Raw genomic sequence first — 20,506 nt, 5'->3', positions numbered from 1 at the left:
GCCGCCTCCGCCGCCGGAGCGGGACCGGCCGGACTGGCCCACGCCTGGCGCGACTGGGCGCTGGCGGACCCCCAGCGGTACCTGCTGATCTACGGCACCCCCGTCCCCGGCTACCGGGCGCCCGAGGACATCACCGGCATCTCCGACGGGATCATGGCGACCCTGGTCGAAACGCTGGCGTCCGAGCACGGCGCCCTCGTCTTCTGGACCCGGCTGCACGGCGTCCTGTCCCTGGAACTCGCGGGCCACTTCGCGGGCATGGACGTCGATCCGGCCCTGCTGTTCCAGGCCGAGGTCGACGACCTCCTCGGCCACCACCGGGCGGCCGGCGAAGGAGGCGCGTGATCCTGGGCAGACGCAGGTTCCTGGAGACGGCGGCCGGCGCGGCGCTGCCACGCCCCACCGAGCGGCCCGCACCCCCGGACACCGGCTCCGATCACGAGCGGTTCATGCGACTGGCCATCGAAGAAGCCGGGGAGAACCCCGCCTACCCCTTCGGCGCGGTGATCGTCGGCACGCGCGACGGCGACGTCCTGGCGAGCGGCGTCAACACCATGCGGAACAACCCGGTCCTGCACGGGGAGATGGCCGCGATGAACGACTACGTACGCCGCCACGGCAACCGCGGCTGGGCCGACACCACGCTCTACACCACGGGCGAGCCCTGCCCGATGTGCATGAGCGCGCTGGTCTGGGCGAACGTACGGCGCGTCGTCTGGGGCAGTTCGATCGACGAGCTCCGCCGCGCCGGGCTCCACCAGATCGCGCTGTCCGCCCGGGAAGTGGCCGCCGCCGCCCGCCCCTTCTACACGCCGGACCTGCTCCTGGGCGGCGTCCTGGCGGACCGCACGAACCGCCTCTTCCAGGAGGCCCGACGGCTGCGCCGGCACACCACGCGCGATCACTGAAGGCGCACGACCCCGCCCACCACCGCCGCGACGGTCCTCCGCACCGCGTCCGCCCCGGGCGGCGGGCCCGTCCGGTCGGCGAAGAGCAGGTGCGCGGCGCCGATCAGCGTGGGGGCGAGAACGTCGACGTCGGCGTCGGGGGCGAGGCGGCCCAGGTCACGCTCGGCGGCGAGGTAGGAGGCGAGGACGGCCGCCGCGTCCGTCAGGAGTGGTACGCCGGTGGGCCGTTCGTCGCGCAGCCGGGCCCGGAGCCCGTCCCGGGAGGTGACGAGCCCGACGATCGCCACGGCCACCGACTCGAACAGGCCGGTGAGGGCGTCGGCGAGCCGGCCGATGACGTCGCCCGTCCCGGCGGCGGCGCGGAGGGCCGCGCCCTGTTCCCCGATCCGTCGGGCGCGGTCCAGCACCAGGCCGGCGAGGAAGGCGTCGAAGTCGGCGAAGTGCCGGTGCAGGACGCCCTTGGCGCACCCCGCCTCCTCGGTGACGGCCCGGCTGGTCAGCGCGGCCGGACCGGCCCGGAGCAGGACCCGTTCCGCCGCGTCGAACAGCTGCTCCCGCGCATCCCGCATGGCCACGCCCGTCGGCATCGCGTACCGCTCCCTTCCACCGGCCGCCCCCTGACAAGTGGGCACTCGCCCACTAGAGTGGGCGCATGCCCACTCCCTTGCCCGAGGGAGCACGTCCCTCAGCTCACGCACCTCATCTTGCCCGCCGCGTCGCGGAGTCGTTCGGCAGGGATCCCGAACGGTACGACCGGACGCGGCCCCGCTACCCCGACGCGCTGGCACGCCGGATCACCGCCGAAAGCCCCGGGCCCGACCTCCTCGACGTCGGCACCGGAACCGGCATCGCCGCCCGGCAGTTCCGCGCGGCCGGCCACACCGTCCTCGGCGTCGAGATCGACGACCGGATGGCCGCCTGGGCGCGGCGCGGCGGACTCGACGTCGAGACCGGCGCCTTCGAGACCTGGGACCCCGCCGGCCGGACCTTCGACACCGTCGTCTCCGGGCAGACCTGGCACTGGATCGACCCCGCCGCGGGCCCGGCGAAGGCCGCCGCGGTACTGCGGCCGGGCGGCCGGCTGGCCGTGTTCTGGAACGCGGCACTGCCGTCGCCCGAGGTGGCCGGGGCGTTCGCCGCGGTCTACGACCGGCTCCTGCCCGGCTCGCTCGCCGCCCGGCAGTGGGCTACCGGCCCGGACCCCTACCTGCCGCTGTGCGAGCGGGCGGCCGACGGCATCCGGGGCGCGGGCGCGTTCGGCGCGCCCGAGCGGTGGCGGTTCGACTGGGAGCGGGCGTACACCCGGGACGAGTGGCTGGACCAACTGCCCACCACGGGCGGCCACACGGGGCTTCCGCCGGACGTCCTGGAGCGGGTGCGGGACGGCGTCGGCGCCGCCGTCGACGCGCTGGGGGGCTCGTTCACCCTGCGGTACGCCGCCGTGGCGGTGACCGCGGTGCGGCACCCCGCATACTGACGCTCCGTCAACCCGTGCGATAGAGTCGCCGTGTGACTGCCGGGTCGGCCATGCGCCACGCACGAACAGGGTTCCCGGCCTCGGCGTGAGCCCGAGGCGGGCACGAGCCCCGCCCTTCTCTCCGTTGTCCTGCCTTCCGGCCGGCGCCCTTCGCGCGGCGCCGCGCGCGCATCAGCGAACCCCAGACACGGAGAGATCTCACGCCATGCCCACATCCCCCGCCGTCCAGCTGAACCACACCGTCGTCTACGCCGCGGACCGCCGACTGTCGGCGGACTTCCTCGCCGCCGTCCTCGGCCTGGAGGTCGGCGCCCCCTTCGGGCCGTTCCTCCCGGTCGACCTCGGCAACGGCGTGACGCTCGACTACTACGAGAAGCGCGACGAGCCCGTCCAGTCCCAGCACTACGCGTTCCTCGTGCCCGAGGAGCGGTTCGACGGCATGATCGCCCGGCTGGAGGCCCTCGGGGTCACGTACTACGCCGACCCGCACCACACCGAACCGGGCCGGGTCAACGGCCTGTTCGGCGGGCGCGGGGCGTACTTCGAGGACCCGTCGGGTCACAACATGGAGATCATGACCCGCCCCTACGTCCGTCCGTAGGGGCGGCTCGGCACCTCAGGCGTCGGCCGGGCGGCGCGGCGCGCGCCACATGCCCCACAGCGTGGGGCCGCCGCCCGGCAGCTTCATCTCCTCGCGCACGGTGAAGCCGAAGTGCTCGTAGACGGGGATGTTGGACTCCTTGGAGGACTCCAGGTAGACGGGCATGCCCGACGCGTCGGCCTTGGCCAGGCCGGAGCGCAGCAGGGCGGACCCCTCCCCCCGGCCCTGGGCGGCCGGGTCGGCGCCTATCAATGCCAGGGACCAGTGCGGCTCCTGGGGCGTGTGCCGGGCGGCCGTCTCGACGGCCTCCCCGAACAGTCCGGCCCGGTCGCCGAGCAGGGCCACCAGCTCCTGGATGGTCTCCGCGTCGGGAACGGCCTTCTCCTGCGCCTCCGGCGCCACCCAGAACGCGGCGGCGTTCTCGGTGCGTTCGCAGACGCCGTTGAGCGCGTACTGCCGGGTGAAGATCGTCGAGAAGTAGGCGGCCAGCGAGGCCTCTCGCGAGGGTTCGTCCGGGAAGAACCAGCGCATCATGGGGTCGCTGTCGAAGGCGCGGGCGAGGATGCGGCTGATGGGGGCGGCGTCGTGGAGGGCCGCCGGCGTCGTTGTCGGCATACGTGCATTGTGCATCCAGCGATCTTGGTCGCTGGGGGCGGGGCCGACTTCAGCCCGTCCGGCGTTTGAGGGCTGGGGGTGCCCCCTCTGGGGGAGGGACAGGGGCCACGAAACTCCTTTACGCCCCACACAGCGGAGTGTTAACGTCGCGCGACGCGAGAGTCGCGTGTGATCACGGATGAGGAGGTTGATGAATATGGCCGCCACAGGCCCTCTTCGTCATGCCCTCATCCGGCCCGCGCCCCAGCGATAAGGCGCGGTCCGGTCGTCACCACAACGACCAGGAGAACCACGTGTCTTACTCCACCGCGACGTCCCCCACCGAGCTCATCACCGACCGCCTCGTCCTCCGCCCCTGGACCGCGGCCGAAGCCGCCGCCGTCCTCGCCGGCACCCCGTCGGCGGACTGGGCGGACGACTTTCCCGCCGAAGGCGACCGCGTCATAGCCGGTCTCCTGGAGCAGAACCCCGCATGGCTCGGCGAGCACGGCCACCGTCTGATCGTCGAGCGGGTCGGCGGCCGGGTGGTGGGCTCCATCGGCCTGTTCTGGCCGCCCGCCGAGGGCACCCTCGAACTCGGCTACGGCATCGTCGCCTCGCGCCGCGGCCGGGGCTACGCCACCGAGGCCACCAGGGCGCTGGCGGACTTCGCCCTCGCGGCACCCGGCGTCCGTACCGTGGCCGCCGGCGCGGAGCTGTCGAACCCGGCGTCCGTCCGCGTCCTGGAGAAGGCGGGCTTCCGCCGCTCCGGCACCGAGGGCGACGTGGCCCGCTTCGAGCTCACGGGCCCGGAACGCCACGCCGGTTGATCCGCGGCCCGGCGGCGCACGTCAGGTGACGGCCGGCACCGGCGTCACCTGAACGAGCGATGTCCACGTCGGAACCCCGGCCTCACACTCGGATACGGGCGGTGCGGACACCGCCCGTATCGCGCGTGCTCCGCGCGCACCGCAGGGTGAAGGAGAAGCCGATGGTCCTCACGCCCACGCGCACTTGGGCCGCCGCCGGTGCGGCGGCGGCCCTGCTCCTGGCGGCGGTCGCCCCGGCGGGCGCCGCCAGAGCACCGCTGGTGACCTACAACTGCGCCGGCTCGATCAACGTGAACGTGCATCCCGTCAACGGCGCCGTCGACGGCAAGAGCGCGAGCGGCTTCCGCTGTGCGACGCCCGACCAGTCCTTTCCGGCCGAGCTGACGGTCTCCGGCTCGGTGACCGGCAGCGGCGACCTCTTCTACACCACGCGGACCACCGACACCCTCAGGCGGACGGACACCGGGCAGACCCTCCGGTTCACCATCGACCGCCGCTTCGACCGGGACAGCACCGGGGCCTCCGGCAGCGCCACCGAGCGCGGCTCCAGCAACCAGGCACGCGACTCGGGGTCCGGCCTCTTCGGCACGGGGACGAACCTGGTGACCTTCGTCATCAACACCAACTACATGCTGGACATCACCGTCTGACGGCGCGGCGGCCCGGCGGGCGAGGGCTCAGACGGAGAAGCCGGTGACCTTGTGCGGCGTCACCCGCACGATCAGACGGCGCACCTCGTCCGGCTCGGCCGGCGGGTCCTCGCCGAGGTACTTGTGCGAGAGCCGGCGGGGCAGTTCCCTGCCCGGATCCTCGACGAGTTCCGCGACGCCCCGGATGTCCACGGAGCGGTACGGATCGCTGACGTCGTAGACCGTGATGCCGATCCGGGGGTCCCGGGCCAGGTTCCGGCCCTTCTGGCGGCCGGCGGTGGTGGAGAACACCACCGTGTCGCCGTCCCTCGCCACCCAGACGACGGAGGTCTGGGGCGCCCCGTCCTTGCCGAGTGTGGCGACGGTGGCGAAGTTCCTGCCGTCGAGCAGTGCACGCGCGACGTCATTGAGCTGGACCTGCACAGTTGCTCCCCTGCCTTCTGTGATCTGCCGTCTGTGATCTTCCGTGGCTGACGCGCCGACCCTAACAGGCTATTTGGCTTTAGGTCATTAGACATGAGTGCGCCGCGATAGAGTGAGGGGGTGATCGAAGACCGGACGGAACCCCTCACCGGCGGCCCGGCGGAGGCCCCCGAGCCGCGGTTCGTCGCGGGCCACCCCGTGCTCGACCTGGTGAACACCGCGGTCTGGCGCTCCGACGGCACGCGCGCCGCCGAGCTCGTACCGGACGCCGCGGCGTGGGCCCGCTGGGCCGCCGCCGCCGGCCTCACACCGGCGACCGCCGCCGACGTACCCGCCCTGCTCCGCCTGCGCGACGCCCTCGGCGCGACGCTGGACGCCGCGGCGGCCGGCGTGGAGCCGCCGCCCCTCGCCTGCGAGACCCTGCACGACGCCTTCGTGTCCGCCCGCGCGCACGCCGCGCTTCCGCCGGCGCTCCCCTTGCGCTGGGCGCCCACCTCTCTTCCCGACGAACTCGCCCTCCTGGCCGAGGAGTTGCTCGGCGACACCCAAAAGCTGTCCCGGGTGCGCCGCTGCGAAGGCCGGGGCTGCGGCTGGTTCTTCCTGGACCGCAGCCGCAACGGCGCCCGGCGCTGGTGCAGTTCGGGCGACTGCGGCAACCGCGACCGGGCACGCCGCCACTACGCCCGCAAGCGGGGCGGCCCTGATCAGGCGTCGCACTGACGGTAAGGCGGCCCCTCCCGGACGCATCCCGCCCGGCTTTGCGTTAGCGCTCACCTCATTGCATCAATTCCCGCGCCTGACCTGTGGTTTCGTGCACCCTCCACCCATCGTTCATTGACGATGTCGTGAACGACTCATAGGTTTCCGCATACCGAAAGCCGCAAGGGGCGCCACGGCCCCGGACTTTCGGTGCGTCGGCCCGCGCAGGGCAGGGGGGATGTCTTCGTACCGCGCCGGGTTCCGGTCTTTCCCCCGCGTGCGCTTTTCAGGCCGCACGCTTCATCGTTCGCTCCCCGAAGGAGATTCGAAAGTGTCGATGAAAAGCCGGTGGAACAGGTCGCTTTCGACGGCCGGAGTCGGCCTCGCCGCACTGGTCGTGTCCGTGACGGCCCTCGGCGGACAGGCGTCGGCCGAGATGGTCGAGGGCATCGAGATCGACGACAGCGTGGTCGCCTCCGCCGACGCCGACGCGATCACGGCGCGGATACCGTGCATCACCAGCACCGGCGTCAAGACCTGCTTCGACAAGGACGGCGACAAGGTCTACGTCAAGGACACCAAGGCCAACGGGAAGTCCGCGGTCGGGCTCTGGGCGACCAATTACGGGCGCACCGGCGGGTGCCGGAACAAGCTGGGCGAGGACAAGTGGGCCGTGTGCAACTACAACATGCGGGAAGAGGGCCACATCCAGCTGGAGAACGCCCAGTACGACGGTGAGACGCGCAAGCTTTCCCGCTTCGAGCCGCGGGCGCTCTCCGTCTGGCTGCCCATCTGACCGAACCCGTCGGAGCCGACCCTCTCGGCAGCCGTCCGGCACGACAGCAGCGTCCGGCATGAAAGCAGCCTCCGGCACGACAGCCACGTCCGGTCCCGCCCGCGCGGGGCCGGGCGCGGCACCCGATCCACCCGTAACAGGAGCAAGCGATGGAGCACAAGGTGACAGGCGTGACAGGCGGTCCCCTGGTGGACCACCGCGGCCGCCCCCGGGTGGCGGTGACCGGCGTCGGGCTCGTGACCCCGGCGGGGGACGAACCCGACGCGTTCTGGCGGCAGTTGGTGTCGGGCGAGAGCACGGCCCGCGAGCTGGACCGGTTCGACGCGTCCGCCGTCGGCCTGGAGCTGCTGGCGGCCTGCCAGATCAAGGGCTTCGACCCCACGCCGTACATGCCGCACAAGGACATCCGGCAGAACGACCTGTTCGCCCAGTACGCGCTGGTCGCCGCGGTGAAGGCGCTGCGGCACGCGGGAGCGCCGGCCTCCGCGGGCGGGGTGCACGCGGTCGTGTCCGGGAGCGCCTGCACCGCGATGGAGACCTGGACCGCGCAGGCCGTCGCCTACCACGAGGGCGGTCCGCGCCGGATGGCGGCGATGGCCGTACCCCGGCTGCTCCCCAACGCTCCCGCCCAGCTCATCGCCCGACTGACCGGCCGGCAGGGGCCCTGCGTCAGCATCGGGACGTCCTCCGCGTCGGGCACCACGGCGATCGGCGAGGGGGCGCGGCTCATCCGTGACGGCGGCTGCGACACCGTCCTCGCCGGCGCCTCCGAGGCGCCGCTGGTCCCGATGGGCGTGGCCGGTCTGACCCGGCTCGGCGTCCTGAGCACCCGGCACCGCCCGGCGCTGGCCTCGCGCCCGTTCGACCTGGACCGCGACGGGCTCGTCCTGAGCGAGGGCGCGGCCTTCCTCCACCTGGAGCGGCTGGACCACGCGCTCGACCGCGGCGCGGACGTCCTGGCCGAGATCGGCGGCTACGCGCAGACCTGCGACGCCCACCACGTGGTGGCGCCGCGGCCCGACGCCGCCGCCGCGACCGCGTGCATCACGGCGACGCTGCGGGACGCGGGGCTCGACCCCGCCGACGTCGGCTACGTCAAGGCGCACGGCACCTCGACCGCGCTCAACGACCTGACCGAGGCACTCGCCCTCCGGCAGGCGTTCCCGCAGGGTCCACCGCCCGTCACCGCGCCCAAGGGCGTCCTCGGCCACTCGCTCGGCGCCGCGGGCGCCGTCGAGGCCGCGGCGGCGGTGCTGTCGCTGCGGCACGGAACGATCCCGCCCGTCGCCACCTACCGGACCCCGGACCCGGAGTGCGGCCTCGACATCGTCACCAGCCCCAGGCCGGCCCGGCCGGCGCCCGTGCTGTGCAACTCGTTCGGCTTCGGCGGCCACAACGCCTGCCTGATCGTCGGACCGCACACCGGCGTGGGCGGCGCGGAAGCGGCGTAGTGCGCCGGGGGGCTGGAAGGCGAGGGGGCGGGCGGGGGCGGACCCCCGCGCCGTCCCCGCCCCGCCCCCGCACGCCGGGGATCACCCGCCCGCGGACGCCCCCTCCCGGCTCCCCGCCGTCTCCAGCAACAGCTTCGCGGCCACCGTCGCACCGTCCGCGCGGACGGTGCCGGCCACCGCCCTAGCGCGGGCGGCGGTCTCGGGTGTCAGGGCCGTGGCCAGCGCGGCGGACAGGGAGGCGGCGGTCGGCGCCGGGGCGTCGAGGGCGACGCCGATGCCCAGTTCCGCGACGCGGGCGGCCCAGTAGGGCTGGTCCGCGATCCGGGGGACCACCACCTGCGGCGCGCCCGCCCGGGCGGCCGTCGTCGTGGTGCCCGCGCCGCCGTGGTGCACCACGGCCGCCACCCGGCGGAACAGGGCCTGCTGGTTGACCTCGCCGACGACGAGGCAGTCGGCGGCGTCGGCCGGGGCCAGTCCGGCCCAGCCGCGGGCGAAGACCATGCGGCGCCCCTGCGCCCTGCACGCCTCGACAGCCACCCGGGCGATGCCCTCCGGCGCGTGCGCGGCCATGCTGCCGAAGCCCACGTACACCGGGGGCGCGCCCGCGTCGAGGAACGCCTCCAGCTCCGTCGGCAGCGGGCGGTCGTCGGGCAGGATCCACGCCCCGGTCGGGACGAGGTCGAGGTCCGTCATGCCTTCCGACGGGCAGAGCGTCGCGTCCGCCGCGAGCCACGGCCGGGCGCCGAAGACGTGGTCGCGGACGTTGTCGACCGGTGGCAGGCCGATCGCCGCCCGGCCGCTGTTCAGCGCCTCGCCGTACAGGGCGTTCACCCGCTCGGCGTCCTGCCGCCACAGCACCCGGAGGTCCGTCTCGTCCGGTGCGGACGGGGTGCCCGGCCGTGCGCCGGGGCGGAAGCGCGGCGACGGCAGGCCGAAGATGTGGAAGCACCCGTACACGTACGGGATGCCGAGCTTCTCGGCCACGTCCCGCGCCCCCGCCGGCATCAGGCCGGTCGCCAGCAGGACGTCGCACCCCTCGGCCGCCGCGGTGAGCGTCTCGAACCGCGCGGCGACGAGTGCGGGGGCGAGCTTGAACGCGTCCTCCTTCGTCGGCGGCCGGGTACCGGACACGATGGGCCGTACCGCCGGGCCGAGCGGCACCAGCGGTACGCCGGCCCGTGCCGTCAGAGCCGCGAATTCTTCGTCCGGCGGCGCGCACAGGCGCGCCTCCCCGCCGAGCCCCCGCACCGCCGCCGCCAGCCCCACCAGTGGTTCGACGTCTCCGCGCGATCCCCACGTCGTCAACAACACGCGCACTTCACGACCCCCATGTCCGTGTATTCCGGCTTTGGCCGCCGATTGTGCGGGACGGAGGGGGCCTTGCCGCAAGGCCCCCTGTGCGCTATATGTTGAGAGTGGCGAGGAGTGGGTTCTCCTCGCCTTCGCTGTTCCCGTCGCCTTCACTGTTCCCGTCGCCTTCGGTTCCCGCCGACGGAATCGAGGCCGGACCCGGGGTCCGAGCCGCGTCCGCGAGGGGGTAGCGGCCGGTGACGCGCGGGGCGAGCCGCCCGTCCAGCAGCAGGCCGAAGACCTCGCCGGTCCCGGACCAGGGCCTCGCGATCGCGTGCATGAGAAAGGAGACCTGTCTTCCGGGAGGGTGCGTGTCAGGGGACGACTGCACGCTAAGCAGCGGGAGTTGGACCGAAAGGTCCATTCGCCTCGTCACTCCAACGGCGTGCCGATCCGCAGCCGGTTCCCGTCCGGATCGCGCAGCTCGATCTCCCGCGCCCACGGAGCGTCCTCCGCCCGCACTCCGAACTCGGCCGCCACGGCGTCGACGTCGCGCACGCGGAGGTAGACCAGGGTGTCGGGCCGGGCATCGCCCTCGTGCTCGGATAGAAACAACCGCACCTCGCCCCGGGCGACCTCGACGAATGCGGGAAACCCGGGCCCGAAGCGGTGCTCCCACCGCACGGCGAATCCCAGCCGCTCGTACCAGGCGACAGCGACGGCGGCGTCCGAGACGCGGAGAATGGGGATGACTTCCTCGTTCATGGAACCATCATCGCGGAGGCCGCTCCGACGATCCGGCCGACCTGATCGGCGAAACCGGTGCGGGGTTCTCCTGAAGAGCCTTCAACGACACGGCGACCTGCCCCCGCCGCGTTTCGGACTGGATGACCCGAGCCGTGATCCGCTGCCCGGGTCGCACGACGTCCGAGGGTCGATCAGACCACGACCAGGAGAGGTCCGGTACTCGGATGAATCCCGTGTGGAATCCGTCGGGCTGTCCGTCCAGGTCGACGAAGACCCCGAAGTCGTGCACCGCGGAAACCGTTCCCGATACGACCTGCCCGGGACGGATTCCGACGAGGAAGGACCGCAACTGCGGGTACTCGCACGCCGACGCGGACAACAGCAGCTCTCCCTCGCGGAATCGTCCGATCTCCTCGGCCTCGACTTCCTGGCCCGATTCGAGAAACGCGGAAGGGTGCTCGGCACGGCGCATCGACACCTCGCCGCCGGGAATCCGCCCGGTCTCGGCGTGCGGCCCCTCTCCGTCCGCAAGGCTCACGAGGACGTCCGGTCCGTCGAATCCGACGACCTTCACCCGCCTCACCGGGCCCGGTTCCGGGCGGTTCAGCATAGTACGCAGGTGGTGGAAGGGGTCGGCTTCGGTCATGAACAGAGCCTAGAACGGGGCCGGTCGGTCGTGATACCCGCGGTTCGCCGTTCTCCGCCGTGCGACTGAGTGTGTTGCGACTTCGGGGGGACACGGCCGGTGGGTGCGGCCGGAAAGTATGCGGGGGTGGCTGAGCAAGAGAACTTCGCAGCGGTGTCTGCCGCCCGTTCCCCGTCCGTGTCCCCGAGCATGCCCCCGTCCTCGTCCCCGTCCCCGTCCTCGTCCTCGTCCTCGTCCTCGTCCTCGTCCTCGTCCTCGTCCTCGTCCTCGTCCTCGTCCTCGTCCTCGTCCTTGGACGTGCCGCGCTGGGCGCGGATCGCGGCGCATGCCGTGCCGTTCGTCATCCTGCCGTCGGGGCTGTGGCGGATGGGCGTGATGCTGGCCGTACCGGGCTTCGGTACGGCCGAGGCGCGGAGTCACGGTGCCGGGCTCGACCTGTACTTGCTCGTGCTGTTCGCGGTATCCGAGGGGCTTGGGCTGCTCACCTTGGGGTTGGTGCAGCCCTGGGGCGAGGTGGTGCCACGGTGGATCCCGTGGCTGGGCGGCCGCCCGGTGCGTCCGCTCGCCGCGGTGGTGCCGGCCGCGCTGGGGGCCCTCGCGTCCATGGGCGTCGTGTACTACTTCTTCCTCAGCATCGCCTTCGACGGGTTCCCGGCCGGCCACACCCCGACGGAGGAGGCCGTCCTGACCGTCTGCTACCTGCCGTTGCTCGCCTGGGGGCCGCTGCTGGGCCTGGTGACGTACGCCTACCACCACCGCCGCCGCCGCACCGGCCGGTGAGCGTCGCGCACCGGTCACCGTCGCCGTTCTCGCAGGACGCGGATCGTGCGCTCGCACCAGTCGTGGTTGCCCTGCTCGAAGGCGAGGCCGCGCAGGCAGGTCAGGTACGGGCCGACGCGGTCGCCGTGGCGCAGGAACTCGTCCTCCGTGCGGTCGCCGCGCATGCCGGCCAGCAGGGTGCCGAAGAGGTCGGCCTTGGCCCGGGCGAGGGCCGAGCGCTCGGTGAGCTGGGCGATCAGCGCCTCGGCGTCGACGTGGTCGGCGGCCTGGACCTTGACGAGCACGTCGTCGCGGATGAACGACGGCTTCGCGGACGCGGCCGTGAACGCCTCCAGCTCCGCCCGCCCGGCGTCGGTCACGTGGAACAGGCGTTTGGTGGGCCGGGTCTCCTGGACCACCTCCCGCCCCGCGACGAGCCCGTCCTTCTCCAGGCGGCCCAACTCGGCGTAGAGCTGCTGCGGTTGCGCGTACCAGAAGTTCGCCACACCGAGGTCGAACGCCTTGGCCAGCTGGTACCCGCTGAGCTCCCCGTCGAGCAGCGCCGCCAGTACGGCGTGCCGTAGCGCCATCGGAACCGTTCCTCTCCGCATCTCCGCCGCCCGGGCCCCTGTCGCCGGGCACGCGGCCATGGTACTCATGAAAATGACTAATCAGTTGTGTGAGTATCTGGATGGAGCGTGAGTGAGCATGACGACCACCGCAGACCGTTTCCACGCCACCGCCGACCGTTTCCGCGCCACCGCCGACCGTTTCCGCGCCGCCGTCGACACCCGGGACCCGGCAGCCCTGGACGACCTGTTCGCCGAGGACATCCGCTTCTACAGCCCCGTCAAGTTCACGCCGTTTGAGGGCAAGCCGGCGGTGCTCCGCCTCTTCGGCGTCCTGCTGCGGACGTTCGAGGACTTCCGCTACATCGGCGACCACTCCGGCACCTCGCACACCACAGCCGACGGCGCCTCCGCCCCCTCGGTGGTGCTGCTCTTCCGCGCCAAGGCCGGCGGCAGGGAGATCCACGGCGTGGACCTCCTGCACTTCGACGACGACGGCCGCATCAAGGAGTTCACCGTCATGGTCCGCCCCCAGTCCGCGGTCCACGCCCTCGGTGAAGCGGTTCTCGCGGGCCTGACCGCGGAGGGTATGTAGGTCGTGACGTGACCGGGCGTTCGGCGGCGAGAGACCGGCGCGGACTCCCGCACCCCCGCCCGGTCGCCGCCCACCGGCCACCGTCCGCCCCACCGGTCACCGCCCCGTGCCGCCGGTCACCGCCCCGTCCCGCCGGCCAGCGTCCGCTCGTACGCCTCGTACGCCTCGAAGCCGTCCTCCACGCCCACGAAGATCTCGCCGAAGGTGAGGTAGCCCTCCGCGATGACCGGGGTGTCGCGCAGGGCCTCGACCAGGAAGTAGTACGCGCCCAGATCCTCGGTCTCCAGGACGACGAAGTCCGAGCAACGGCCGCTGAACGCCTCCGCGTCGAAGAACCGGGCCCGTACCCGGTCGGCGAAAGCGGCGAAGACCGGTTCCAGGTGCGCGGCGCGCATCGCGTTGCGCTCGTCGCGCGAGAGCGCCAGCCAGCGCGGAGCGACCGTGTAGGTGAGGACGATGCCGTAGGTCATGTGGGACTCCCCCGTGATCCGACCAGCAATTGCTAACACTGTTAACTTTCGAGGAGAAGGTAAAGTTACAGGCGTTAACTTTGTCAAGCGGAAGGCGGGCCGAGCCCGATGTCCAGCAGCGCGGGTACCCGCCCCACCGGCCGCCGCCACCGCGTACGCGAGGAAGCGCTGGCGGAGATCCTGAGCACCGGCCGGCGGCTCCTGGTCGAGGAGGGGCCGGGGGCCGTCACCCTGCGCGCCATCGCCCGCGAGATGGGCATGACCGCGCCCGGCCTCTACCGCTACTACGCCGGCCACCGCGACCTGATCCAGGCGCTGACCTCGTCCCTCTACGACGAACTCGCCGCCGCCCTGGCCGCCGCCCGCGACCGCCACCCGGACGCCGGACCGGGAGAGCAACTGCGCGCGGCGTGCCGCGAGCTGCGCCACTGGGCGCTAGCGCACCCGCGCGAGTTCGGGTTGCTGTTCGCGAAGCCGGACGCGGACGCGGACACCACGCCGGGCACCGCCGCCCACGACTCCGGCTGGCGTTTCGGCGGCGTCCTCCTGGACCTCATGGTCCGCCTGTGGCGGGAGGGAACGATCCGCCCACCCACCGGCCTCGACCCGGCGTGGACGGCCCAGTTGGCGGAGGTGCGCGAGCATCTCGCGGACGAACCGGTGCCGTTGGACGTCATCTACGTGTTCGTCGCCTGCTGGACCCGCCTGTACGGGACGGTCGCCGTCGAGGTCTTCGGCCACCTCGACTTCGCCCTCACCGACCCCGAGCCCCTCTTCGAGCGCACCCTCGACGGCATCCTGGCCGACCTGGGCGCGCGGGACGCCCGGCCCTGACAACGTGTTTCCGGACCGGCAGCCATCAGGTCAGAGCCCAAGCTGTCAGGAGGAGGGAAGCGGGAGCCGTTCGCCGAGTGGTCACCGTGACGGGCAGGCGAACGGCTCCCGTGTCGGCCTTGAGGCCGGTGAGGGGCGAGGAGCACGGTGGTCTACTGGCTGCGGCTGATGTGCTCGCAGGTCGGGGAGACCGTCCCCCGCCTGCCGCGGTAGGTGTAGGTGTCGTTTCCCTCGCCGCAGTCGATGGACGAGGACGAGCCGTCCGCGGTGATGATGTCGTCGCCGTCCCCGGTTTTGACGATGCTGACGTTGAGGCCCCTTCCGCGTACCCCTCCAGTGTGGCTGCTTCCGCCTTCCAGGCGGATGTCGTCGTCCCCGGGGGTGCCGACCAACTGCACGAAATACATCCCGCTGCCTCCGGCCATGGCGTGGTGGCCTCCGAAACCGCTGTCCCCGCCGGTGAACCTGATGGACACGCCTCCCGGTGCCGGCCCGACCTTCAGGCGAGCGGTCGACACCCCTGTTCCCCCTGGACCGGCACGTTCTGCGCGCAGTGGGGCCGAAGCGCCGTCGCCGCCCTCCGCGATGAGGGAGCTGTGCTGGTCGGTTCCCACGATGACGTGGCCGGATCGGATACCGTCCCCTCCGGAGCCCGCGTAGCCCGCTTCCTCTCCGGAACCGTTGAGATTGGCCCCGCTCACACCTCCGTTGCCGCCGCGCACGGTGATCAGGTTGATGCCGCGTCCGCCGTCGACCGTTCCGCCGTCGAGGCCGAACCCGCCCGTTCCGCCATGGCCCGCTCGCACACGGCTTCCCTCGATGACGTCACCTCCTCGGCCTCCGTCACCGCCGATGAGCGTGATGACGTCGTTGCCGTCGCCACCCAGCACACTGCCGTGGTCTCCCACAGCGTGTTCTCCCTGCCCGGCTCTGCCGCCTGAGCGCCTGACGGTGTCGTGGCCACGAGCGCCCCGGCGGCCGCGGATGGTGATGGTGTCGGCGCCGCCCGCGCCGTCGACGGTGCCGTGAACGGTTCCGGTGATCTCGATGGTGTCGTTCCCGCCGGTCCCGGTGAGGGTCTGCCCCTCCGGCAGGCCGTTGGTACAGGTGATGTGTGTGCCGTCGCGGGTGCAGCCCGCGGGGTCGGCCGCGTGGGCGCTCGGCGGCACGAGGGCCAGGTGTGCGGCGGCCAGGGACAGCACGGCTGCCGTCTGGGCGCGTCCGGCTCGTCGCCGCTTGCCGGGAGGTACTTCGGTCACTGCTGTCTCCTTCGCCGCCGGGGCGGTGGCGCCGCCTGCCTCGTCGCCCGCAGTAACGACCGAACCGATCCATAGGTGATCGCATGTAACTCAAACCAGTGCGATGAGCCCATCGTGTGGACGCCCCCCACAGCCGCCCGGGAATGGCTCCTGTCCCTCCCCTGAACTCTGACCTGGTCGCCCCGGGTTCAGAAACACGTTGGTGAACAGAGCCGGGCCGCGCCCCGCCGGCCGCCCGCCCGCCCCTCACCGCGGGTACAGCGACCCGCTGATGCTCGGCTTCCCCTCCCCCGAGGCGTTCCAGGCGCAGACGAGGACGACGTACTCGTGCCCCGGCGTCAGCCCGGTGATGTGTGCGCTCCGCGCGGACGCCGGGTGGCCGGTGATGACGGGGAAGTTCGGCGGTGTGCTCTTGTCGTACACCCACACCGCGTACCGGTTGATCGAGTCGCTGTACGGCCCGGCCGGCGGGGACCAGCTCACGTCGATCGAGCCGGCTCCGGCGGTGGCGGTCAGCGCCTGCGGCCGCCCGGCCGTGGTCGGCGCGGCCTTCCCCCGCACCACCGGCGACCAGGACGACTTGTACCCGTCCCCGTCGCCGCCGACCGCCCGCACCCGCACCTCGTAGGTGTGGCCCTCGTGGGGCTGGTCGTTGAACTGCCGGGACATGTCCCACCGGTTGGTCGCCGGGCTGGGGAAATCACCTGCTCCCAGGCGGCGCCCGCGTCGCTCGTGACGTCGCGCCACTGCACGTCGTAGGTGTGCGCGCCGAAGACCTCCGGCCAGGTCACGGTCACGCCCTGCTGGGTGCCGTCGAACGTCAGGGCCTTGGGCGTGGCGATGTCGTACGGCATGACGGCGCCGGGCTCTCTGGGTGCCGCCGAGCCGATGCCGAAACGGTTGTGCAGGACGGTTCCGAACGCGCGCGCGATGCGGTACTCGCCGAGGGCGTTGGGGTGCAGCCCGTCGTAGGTGGACGCGCAGGTGGTCGCGTTCGGATCGCAGCCGTAGGCCGCGTCGACGTCGGCGAGGGCGACCGGCGAGGCGTCGGTGCTCCAGGTGGGGACCGCCTTCGCCAGGGCCGTGTTGTAGTCGGTGGTGCGCTGCGGGAGTTGCGGGTTGGCCGAGCCGAGGGTGGTGCGGTGGGGCACGTTGGCCACGACGATCCGGACGTTCGGGTTGGCCGCCCGGGCGTTGTCGACGAAGCGTTTCATGGTGGGGACGAGGTCGGCTCCCGCGCCGAGCCACCCGATGTCGTCGAAGCCGAGTTCGACCAGGAGCAGGTCGGGCAGCGCGGTGCCCCTCACGTCGTAGGAGGGGTGCCCATCTCCCACTGGTGCTCGGTGACGCCGGACGTACCGAAGACGCGATGCGTCCACTCGGCCGTCTCGGGAGGCGCGTTGCCCGCCTCCTGCAGGGCCAGCACCTGGACGCCGTCGCGCAGGATCTGCTGGATGCCGGCGTGCCGGCGGGTCTCGCCTGAGGCGGACTGGCCCTGCATGTTCCACGAGGCCGTCACCCGGTCCATGGGCGCCGCCGACGCGGCGGGCGCCGCCGGGCCGACGACGCCCACGGGCACGGCGGCGGCCGCGACCATGGCGAAGGCCGTGAGCCGGCGGCGCAGACGGCGGGCGCGGGGTCGCCTCTGCGGGGGTTGTGTCACCGATTCTCCTGGGGTACGCGGCGCGCCCGCCGCTGTGGGGGCGGGACAGGGCGAACGATCCTCGCAGAATCGCCGCCCTACCGGAACCGTCAACTCCGTTGTGGGCCGTGGCCGTTCGCCGCACCCCGAGAGACCGTCTTGACCCCAGGACCGCTCCGGCGGATCTGTCGGATGCCACCTCCGGAGGAATTCGAGAGGGACCCACGAGGAACTCATCGGGAGGCGTCGGCGGCACCGAGCGGTTTCGTACGCCCGCGGACGCGGACGAGGGCCGGCAGCATGGCGGCGCCCGCGATCACGGCGGCGGCGTGCAGCACGGCCGCGAGGGCGAGGTTCTCCGCCGACGAGACGTCGTCGGGACGGGCCGTCAGCAAGTACAGCGTGAACGGGAGCTTCCAGCCGCTCCACGCGAAGAGCGAGCCCGTACCCAGCCAGCCGAGCGCCAGGGGAATCCAGCGCGGCAGCCGAGCGGGCCGGCCGCGGCCGACCGTCCAGGTGGCGGCGGAGGCGGTGAGCGCCCACAGCCCGCACACGCCCGTCAGCAGTCGCCAGGCGGTGTTCCGGTCCCCGACACGGGCCACACCCGCCGTACCGCCGAAGGCCCAGTACAGCCAGACCGCTCCGATCACCGCCGCGACGCCGGCCGCCCACAGCGCGGGGCCGTGCCGACCGTCACCGCCGTGACCACCGTCACCGCCGTCACCGCCGTCACCGATCCGCCCCGCGAACACGTCCGGCCAGCGCCGCCGCAGATAGGCGGGCAGGGCGACGGCCAGGCCCAGCCCCGTCCCCACGAAGCCGGTCTGGATCAGCGCCGCCTCCCAGCCCGGCATGGACGAGCCGTCGTCCCCCCGCTGCCCCGATCCGTCGCCCGACGACACTCCCAGCAGCGAGTCCAGTACGGCGTACGGCAGCACGGCGACGAGGAACCCCGTACCCACCCAGGCGACGAACGCCACCAGCGGCCCGGGGACGCGCATGCCCCAGGGCCGTACCAGGGCGAGGGCCATGGCGATCCCGATGCCCGCCATGCCGATGGTCGCGGTGTTGAGCACGACCCAACCGGTCAGCCCTAACCCGTCGTCGGCCGGCAGCAGCCCGGCCAGCGCGCCCACGACCCACGACACCTTGATCAACGCGTAGGGCGCCAACACGGCCGCCGCCCCGTACGCCGCCCACCGCCCTGCCTGGTCCAACCGATCCATCGAGGCTTCCCTTCTCCGTCTCCGCCCGGAAGCCCAGCCTCTTGCGCGGCCGCGCCCCTCGGCGTCACGCGCAGGTCGGACCCGCCTCCACCACCCGGCGGATACGGCCGGCACTCCGGAGGGACGCCCGTCCGGCAGAGTCGCGACGGCCGCCCCACCGAACGCGTGAATCGCCGTTCTCCCGAACAAAGTTGCTGGCCGTGCACCACTCCCCTGTGCTTCCATGCGGCGGTGAAGAGTGAGAACGCCCCCCGCAGCGGCACGGCCCCGAGGGTCCGGCTCCGGAACGACGACGACCTCGGCGACTGCGCGCGCGTGCTGGCGGAGGTCCACGAGCGCGACGGCTACCCGGTCAACTGGCCGGACCAGCCGAGCACATGGCTCACGCCACCCCCGCTCGTCGCCGCGTGGGTGGCGGAGCTGGACGGCCGCGTCGTCGGTCACGTCGGCCTGTCCCGGAGCGACGAGGGAGACGCGGCACCCGGGCTGTGGAGCGCGCGGGCCGGCGTGAGCGCCGACGCGGCCGTCGTCGTCAGCCGGCTGTTCGTCGCGCCCTCGGCCCGGGGCCACGGGATCGGTGCGCTGCTGATGGCGCGGGCCGTCGCCGAAGCGCGGCGGCGCGGATCGCATCCCGTCCTCGACGTCGTGGCGTCGGACACGGCCGCGGCGGCGTTGTACGAGCGGCTCGGCTGGGAGCTGCTGGCCACGGTCGAACAGCAGTGGAGCCCGGAGCAGCGCGTGTCCGTCCGTTGCTACGCGGCGGCCGTGTGACGGCGGGTGCCGGACGAGGTCGGTGACGGCAACGGGGGTCATTCCGGTGACGGCAACGGGTGACTAGCCGGTGGCGGCACCGGGCTCGACGCCGGTCAGGTCACGGCTCGCGTCCCACACCCGCGCCGCGACGGCGTCGTCGGTGAGGTGGTCCCACAGCGGCTCGCGCCGGGGCTCCCCGCGCAGGCCGAAGACGCGCGGCCCCCACAGCTCGCCGCCGCGCACGGCCGGATCGAGCACCGCCCGGACGGCGGGCCACGCGCCGGCGTCCTTGCCCTGGACGAGGAGGGCCGCGGGTGCCGCGCCCAGCCGCGCGCCGGCCGTCCGCACGTGAACCGGTGGCCGTGACGGGGTGAGGGAGTCCAGCGCGCCGCCGGGATGGACGACCACGCTCGTCACCGTGCTGCCGGCGGCGCGCAAGCGGCGGTCGAACGCGAGGCCGAAGTACATCTGCGCCAGCTTCGAGCGCCCGTAGGCGCGCTTCGGCCGGTAGTCCTCGCGGGACTGAAGGTCGTCCGGGTCGAGCCGCTCGGACTTGGCCGCGAAGCTGCCCACGGTCACGACGCGGGCCGCCGGCGCGGCCGACAGCAGCGGCATCAGCCACCTGGTCAGCGCGAAGTGCCCGAGGTGGTTCGTGCCGAACATGAGCTCGTGACCGTCCCGGGTCTCCCGCCGCGGCGGATCGTCGAGTGCGACACCGGCGTTGAGCACCACCGCGTCGAGGCGGTCGGCCCCCAGGGACTCCGCCACGGCGGGCAGCGAGGAGAGGTCGGCGAGGTCCAGCCGTACGGCCCGGACCCGCGCCCCGGCGACGTGCGCGCGGATCGACGCCGCGGCGTCCGCGGCCTTCGCGGGGTTCCGGCTGCCGAGCACGACGGTCGCTCCGGTCGCCGCCAGCTGTTCCGCGGTGAAGTACCCGATGCCGGCGTTGCCGCCGGTGACCAGGAAGACGCTGCCGTCGGCGCGCGGCGGCCGTCGGACGCTCCAGGGTGGCGTGGAGGGGGTGGCGGGCACCATGGTGACGGGACTCCCTTGCAGGTGCGGACGGTTGGGGCGGCGACTCTGCGCCCACCGTTCCAGCACCCACCGACACGGCACCCACAGATCACCGACAGCCCCGCCGGACGCCCGGCACCCCGCCGACACGGTCCCGCCACCGCCCACCCTCCGCATGCGGGTGACATTCCCGCCCCGGAACCCGTCGGGCTGGTAGAGGTCGGGCGACGCTCGCAACCCACTTCGAACACGAGGAGGCGGGAATGGGCGCCC

28 protein-coding genes are annotated in these 20,506 nt (G+C 72.9%); 13 read left to right on the top strand and 15 right to left on the bottom strand.

What is annotated here, in order from left to right; genetic code table 11:
* Together JNW98_RS17320 and JNW98_RS17315 are read left to right on the top strand one after the other, a co-directional pair.
* A partial coding sequence (locus JNW98_RS17320; RefSeq protein ID WP_223769140.1) for a TetR-like C-terminal domain-containing protein occupies nt 1-345 on the top strand: 345 nt, incomplete at its 5' end.
* Nucleotides 342-908 (top strand): nucleoside deaminase, encoded by a 567-nt coding sequence (locus tag JNW98_RS17315; RefSeq protein WP_223769139.1) that lies wholly within the window; start codon nt 342-344, stop codon nt 906-908. The genes JNW98_RS17320 and JNW98_RS17315, both read left to right, overlap by 4 nt.
* Here JNW98_RS17315 and JNW98_RS17310 read toward each other — a convergent pair.
* A complete protein-coding gene (locus JNW98_RS17310) occupies nt 902-1,495 on the bottom strand; it encodes a TetR/AcrR family transcriptional regulator (RefSeq protein ID WP_223769138.1) in 594 nt (197 codons plus the stop codon). The genes JNW98_RS17315 and JNW98_RS17310 overlap by 7 nt on opposite strands.
* A gap of 65 nt (nt 1,496-1,560) precedes the next feature.
* Here JNW98_RS17310 and JNW98_RS17305 point away from each other — a divergent pair, with 65 nt between their 5' ends.
* Together JNW98_RS17305 and JNW98_RS17300 are read left to right on the top strand one after the other, a co-directional pair.
* On the top strand, nt 1,561-2,385 hold the full coding sequence (locus tag JNW98_RS17305; protein WP_223769137.1) for a class I SAM-dependent methyltransferase: 825 nt from the start codon (nt 1,561-1,563) through the stop codon (nt 2,383-2,385).
* A gap of 205 nt (nt 2,386-2,590) precedes the next feature.
* On the top strand, nt 2,591-2,986 hold the full coding sequence (locus JNW98_RS17300) for a VOC family protein (RefSeq protein ID WP_223769136.1): 396 nt from the start codon (nt 2,591-2,593) through the stop codon (nt 2,984-2,986).
* A gap of 15 nt (nt 2,987-3,001) precedes the next feature.
* Here JNW98_RS17300 and JNW98_RS17295 read toward each other — a convergent pair whose 3' ends face one another.
* Nucleotides 3,002-3,601: a GNAT family N-acetyltransferase gene (locus JNW98_RS17295; protein ID WP_223769135.1), complete on the bottom strand. Its 600-nt coding sequence runs from the start codon at nt 3,599-3,601 to the stop codon at nt 3,002-3,004.
* 293 nt (nt 3,602-3,894) lie between these two features.
* Here JNW98_RS17295 and JNW98_RS17290 point away from each other — a divergent pair, with 293 nt between their 5' ends.
* Together JNW98_RS17290 and JNW98_RS17285 are read left to right on the top strand one after the other, a co-directional pair.
* Nucleotides 3,895-4,410 (top strand): GNAT family N-acetyltransferase, encoded by a 516-nt coding sequence (locus tag JNW98_RS17290; protein ID WP_223769134.1) that lies wholly within the window; start codon nt 3,895-3,897, stop codon nt 4,408-4,410.
* Between the two features lie 161 nt (nt 4,411-4,571).
* Entirely contained in the window at nt 4,572-5,060 is a 489-nt protein-coding gene (locus tag JNW98_RS17285) for a hypothetical protein (RefSeq protein ID WP_223769133.1), read from the top strand.
* Nucleotides 5,061-5,087: 27 nt separating this feature from the next.
* Here JNW98_RS17285 and JNW98_RS17280 read toward each other — a convergent pair whose 3' ends face one another.
* Nucleotides 5,088-5,483 carry a PPOX class F420-dependent oxidoreductase gene (locus JNW98_RS17280; RefSeq protein WP_223769132.1) on the bottom strand — a complete coding sequence of 132 codons (396 nt, stop codon included), beginning with the start codon at nt 5,481-5,483 and terminating at the stop codon, nt 5,088-5,090.
* A 120-nt stretch (nt 5,484-5,603) separates the two neighbouring features.
* Between JNW98_RS17280 and JNW98_RS36620 the strand changes: the two genes are divergently transcribed.
* From JNW98_RS36620 to JNW98_RS17265, 3 genes are all read left to right on the top strand, one after another.
* Nucleotides 5,604-6,203 (top strand): CGNR zinc finger domain-containing protein, encoded by a 600-nt coding sequence (locus tag JNW98_RS36620; RefSeq protein ID WP_223769131.1) that lies wholly within the window; start codon nt 5,604-5,606, stop codon nt 6,201-6,203.
* A 310-nt stretch (nt 6,204-6,513) separates the two neighbouring features.
* Entirely contained in the window at nt 6,514-6,978 is a 465-nt protein-coding gene (locus JNW98_RS17270; RefSeq protein WP_223769130.1) for a hypothetical protein, read from the top strand.
* A gap of 170 nt (nt 6,979-7,148) precedes the next feature.
* A complete protein-coding gene (locus tag JNW98_RS17265) occupies nt 7,149-8,429 on the top strand; it encodes a beta-ketoacyl-[acyl-carrier-protein] synthase family protein (protein ID WP_223769129.1) in 1,281 nt (426 codons plus the stop codon).
* 81 nt (nt 8,430-8,510) lie between these two features.
* Here JNW98_RS17265 and JNW98_RS17260 read toward each other — a convergent pair whose 3' ends face one another.
* The 4 genes from JNW98_RS17260 to JNW98_RS17245 form a co-directional block, all read right to left on the bottom strand.
* The gene (locus JNW98_RS17260; protein ID WP_223769128.1) at nt 8,511-9,746 is read right to left on the bottom strand and encodes a glycosyltransferase; all 1,236 of its coding nucleotides are present in this window, start codon (nt 9,744-9,746) and stop codon (nt 8,511-8,513) included.
* A gap of 85 nt (nt 9,747-9,831) precedes the next feature.
* Nucleotides 9,832-10,059 (bottom strand): hypothetical protein, encoded by a 228-nt coding sequence (locus JNW98_RS17255; protein ID WP_223769127.1) that lies wholly within the window; start codon nt 10,057-10,059, stop codon nt 9,832-9,834.
* A 92-nt stretch (nt 10,060-10,151) separates the two neighbouring features.
* On the bottom strand, nt 10,152-10,484 hold the full coding sequence (locus JNW98_RS17250; RefSeq protein WP_223769126.1) for a glyoxalase superfamily protein: 333 nt from the start codon (nt 10,482-10,484) through the stop codon (nt 10,152-10,154).
* A gap of 7 nt (nt 10,485-10,491) precedes the next feature.
* The gene (locus JNW98_RS17245; protein ID WP_223769125.1) at nt 10,492-11,112 is read right to left on the bottom strand and encodes a S1 RNA-binding domain-containing protein; all 621 of its coding nucleotides are present in this window, start codon (nt 11,110-11,112) and stop codon (nt 10,492-10,494) included.
* Between the two features lie 153 nt (nt 11,113-11,265).
* Between JNW98_RS17245 and JNW98_RS17240 the strand changes: the two genes are divergently transcribed.
* On the top strand, nt 11,266-11,892 hold the full coding sequence (locus tag JNW98_RS17240; RefSeq protein WP_223769124.1) for a hypothetical protein: 627 nt from the start codon (nt 11,266-11,268) through the stop codon (nt 11,890-11,892).
* Between the two features lie 14 nt (nt 11,893-11,906).
* Here the strand turns inward: JNW98_RS17240 and JNW98_RS17235 are convergent, their stop codons facing one another.
* Nucleotides 11,907-12,461 carry a PadR family transcriptional regulator gene (locus JNW98_RS17235; RefSeq protein ID WP_223769123.1) on the bottom strand — a complete coding sequence of 185 codons (555 nt, stop codon included), beginning with the start codon at nt 12,459-12,461 and terminating at the stop codon, nt 11,907-11,909.
* A gap of 118 nt (nt 12,462-12,579) precedes the next feature.
* Here JNW98_RS17235 and JNW98_RS17230 point away from each other — a divergent pair, with 118 nt between their 5' ends.
* Nucleotides 12,580-13,035: a nuclear transport factor 2 family protein gene (locus JNW98_RS17230; RefSeq protein ID WP_223769122.1), complete on the top strand. Its 456-nt coding sequence runs from the start codon at nt 12,580-12,582 to the stop codon at nt 13,033-13,035.
* Between the two features lie 116 nt (nt 13,036-13,151).
* Here the strand turns inward: JNW98_RS17230 and JNW98_RS17225 are convergent, their stop codons facing one another.
* Nucleotides 13,152-13,505, bottom strand: coding sequence for a darcynin family protein (locus JNW98_RS17225; protein ID WP_223769121.1), 354 nt, complete (start codon nt 13,503-13,505; stop codon nt 13,152-13,154).
* A 108-nt stretch (nt 13,506-13,613) separates the two neighbouring features.
* Between JNW98_RS17225 and JNW98_RS17220 the strand changes: the two genes are divergently transcribed.
* On the top strand, nt 13,614-14,339 hold the full coding sequence (locus tag JNW98_RS17220) for a TetR/AcrR family transcriptional regulator (protein WP_223769120.1): 726 nt from the start codon (nt 13,614-13,616) through the stop codon (nt 14,337-14,339).
* Between the two features lie 152 nt (nt 14,340-14,491).
* Here JNW98_RS17220 and JNW98_RS36185 read toward each other — a convergent pair whose 3' ends face one another.
* The 5 genes from JNW98_RS36185 to JNW98_RS17190 form a co-directional block, all read right to left on the bottom strand.
* Nucleotides 14,492-15,598 (bottom strand): hypothetical protein, encoded by a 1,107-nt coding sequence (locus JNW98_RS36185; RefSeq protein WP_263420884.1) that lies wholly within the window; start codon nt 15,596-15,598, stop codon nt 14,492-14,494.
* Nucleotides 15,599-15,844: 246 nt separating this feature from the next.
* Nucleotides 15,845-16,081: a fibronectin type III domain-containing protein gene (locus JNW98_RS17205; RefSeq protein WP_308015618.1), complete on the bottom strand. Its 237-nt coding sequence runs from the start codon at nt 16,079-16,081 to the stop codon at nt 15,845-15,847.
* 29 nt (nt 16,082-16,110) lie between these two features.
* Nucleotides 16,111-16,932 (bottom strand): GDSL-type esterase/lipase family protein, encoded by an 822-nt coding sequence (locus JNW98_RS17200; RefSeq protein WP_223769118.1) that lies wholly within the window; start codon nt 16,930-16,932, stop codon nt 16,111-16,113.
* Nucleotides 16,902-17,261 carry an exonuclease/endonuclease/phosphatase family protein gene (locus JNW98_RS17195; RefSeq protein ID WP_223769117.1) on the bottom strand — a complete coding sequence of 120 codons (360 nt, stop codon included), beginning with the start codon at nt 17,259-17,261 and terminating at the stop codon, nt 16,902-16,904. Before JNW98_RS17195 ends, JNW98_RS17200 begins: the two co-directional genes overlap by 31 nt.
* Nucleotides 17,262-17,473: 212 nt before the next feature.
* On the bottom strand, nt 17,474-18,466 hold the full coding sequence (locus tag JNW98_RS17190) for a hypothetical protein (RefSeq protein ID WP_223769116.1): 993 nt from the start codon (nt 18,464-18,466) through the stop codon (nt 17,474-17,476).
* Between the two features lie 231 nt (nt 18,467-18,697).
* On the opposite strand from JNW98_RS17190, the gene JNW98_RS17185 reads away from it, so the two are divergent.
* The gene (locus tag JNW98_RS17185) at nt 18,698-19,237 is read left to right on the top strand and encodes a GNAT family N-acetyltransferase (protein WP_223769115.1); all 540 of its coding nucleotides are present in this window, start codon (nt 18,698-18,700) and stop codon (nt 19,235-19,237) included.
* Nucleotides 19,238-19,300: 63 nt separating this feature from the next.
* Here the strand turns inward: JNW98_RS17185 and JNW98_RS17180 are convergent, their stop codons facing one another.
* Nucleotides 19,301-20,254, bottom strand: a complete 954-nt coding sequence (locus tag JNW98_RS17180) for an SDR family NAD(P)-dependent oxidoreductase (protein WP_223769114.1) — start codon at nt 20,252-20,254, stop codon at nt 19,301-19,303.
* Nucleotides 20,255-20,506: the final 252 nt, after the last annotated feature.

The organism is Streptomyces huiliensis, assembly GCF_020037025.1.
GTDB lineage: Bacteria > Actinomycetota > Actinomycetes > Streptomycetales > Streptomycetaceae > Streptomyces > Streptomyces huiliensis.
This window is presented reverse-complemented; position numbering and strand designations above follow the sequence as displayed.

Coding starts and splice junctions, on each gene's coding strand:
- JNW98_RS17310 (WP_223769138.1), bottom strand. CDS start 1,495: ATGCCGACGGGCGTGGCCATGCGGGATGCGCGGGAGCAGCTGTTCGAC.
- JNW98_RS17305 (WP_223769137.1), top strand. CDS start 1,561: ATGCCCACTCCCTTGCCCGAGGGAGCACGTCCCTCAGCTCACGCACCT.
- JNW98_RS17300 (WP_223769136.1), top strand. CDS start 2,591: ATGCCCACATCCCCCGCCGTCCAGCTGAACCACACCGTCGTCTACGCC.
- JNW98_RS17295 (WP_223769135.1), bottom strand. CDS start 3,601: ATGCCGACAACGACGCCGGCGGCCCTCCACGACGCCGCCCCCATCAGC.
- JNW98_RS17285 (WP_223769133.1), top strand. CDS start 4,572: ATGGTCCTCACGCCCACGCGCACTTGGGCCGCCGCCGGTGCGGCGGCG.
- JNW98_RS17255 (WP_223769127.1), bottom strand. CDS start 10,059: ATGCACGCGATCGCGAGGCCCTGGTCCGGGACCGGCGAGGTCTTCGGC.
- JNW98_RS17250 (WP_223769126.1), bottom strand. CDS start 10,484: ATGAACGAGGAAGTCATCCCCATTCTCCGCGTCTCGGACGCCGCCGTC.
- JNW98_RS17245 (WP_223769125.1), bottom strand. CDS start 11,112: ATGACCGAAGCCGACCCCTTCCACCACCTGCGTACTATGCTGAACCGC.
- JNW98_RS17235 (WP_223769123.1), bottom strand. CDS start 12,461: ATGGCGCTACGGCACGCCGTACTGGCGGCGCTGCTCGACGGGGAGCTC.
- JNW98_RS17230 (WP_223769122.1), top strand. CDS start 12,580: ATGACGACCACCGCAGACCGTTTCCACGCCACCGCCGACCGTTTCCGC.
- JNW98_RS17225 (WP_223769121.1), bottom strand. CDS start 13,505: ATGACCTACGGCATCGTCCTCACCTACACGGTCGCTCCGCGCTGGCTG.
- JNW98_RS17220 (WP_223769120.1), top strand. CDS start 13,614: ATGTCCAGCAGCGCGGGTACCCGCCCCACCGGCCGCCGCCACCGCGTA.
- JNW98_RS17190 (WP_223769116.1), bottom strand. CDS start 18,466: ATGGATCGGTTGGACCAGGCAGGGCGGTGGGCGGCGTACGGGGCGGCG.
- JNW98_RS17180 (WP_223769114.1), bottom strand. CDS start 20,254: ATGGTGCCCGCCACCCCCTCCACGCCACCCTGGAGCGTCCGACGGCCG.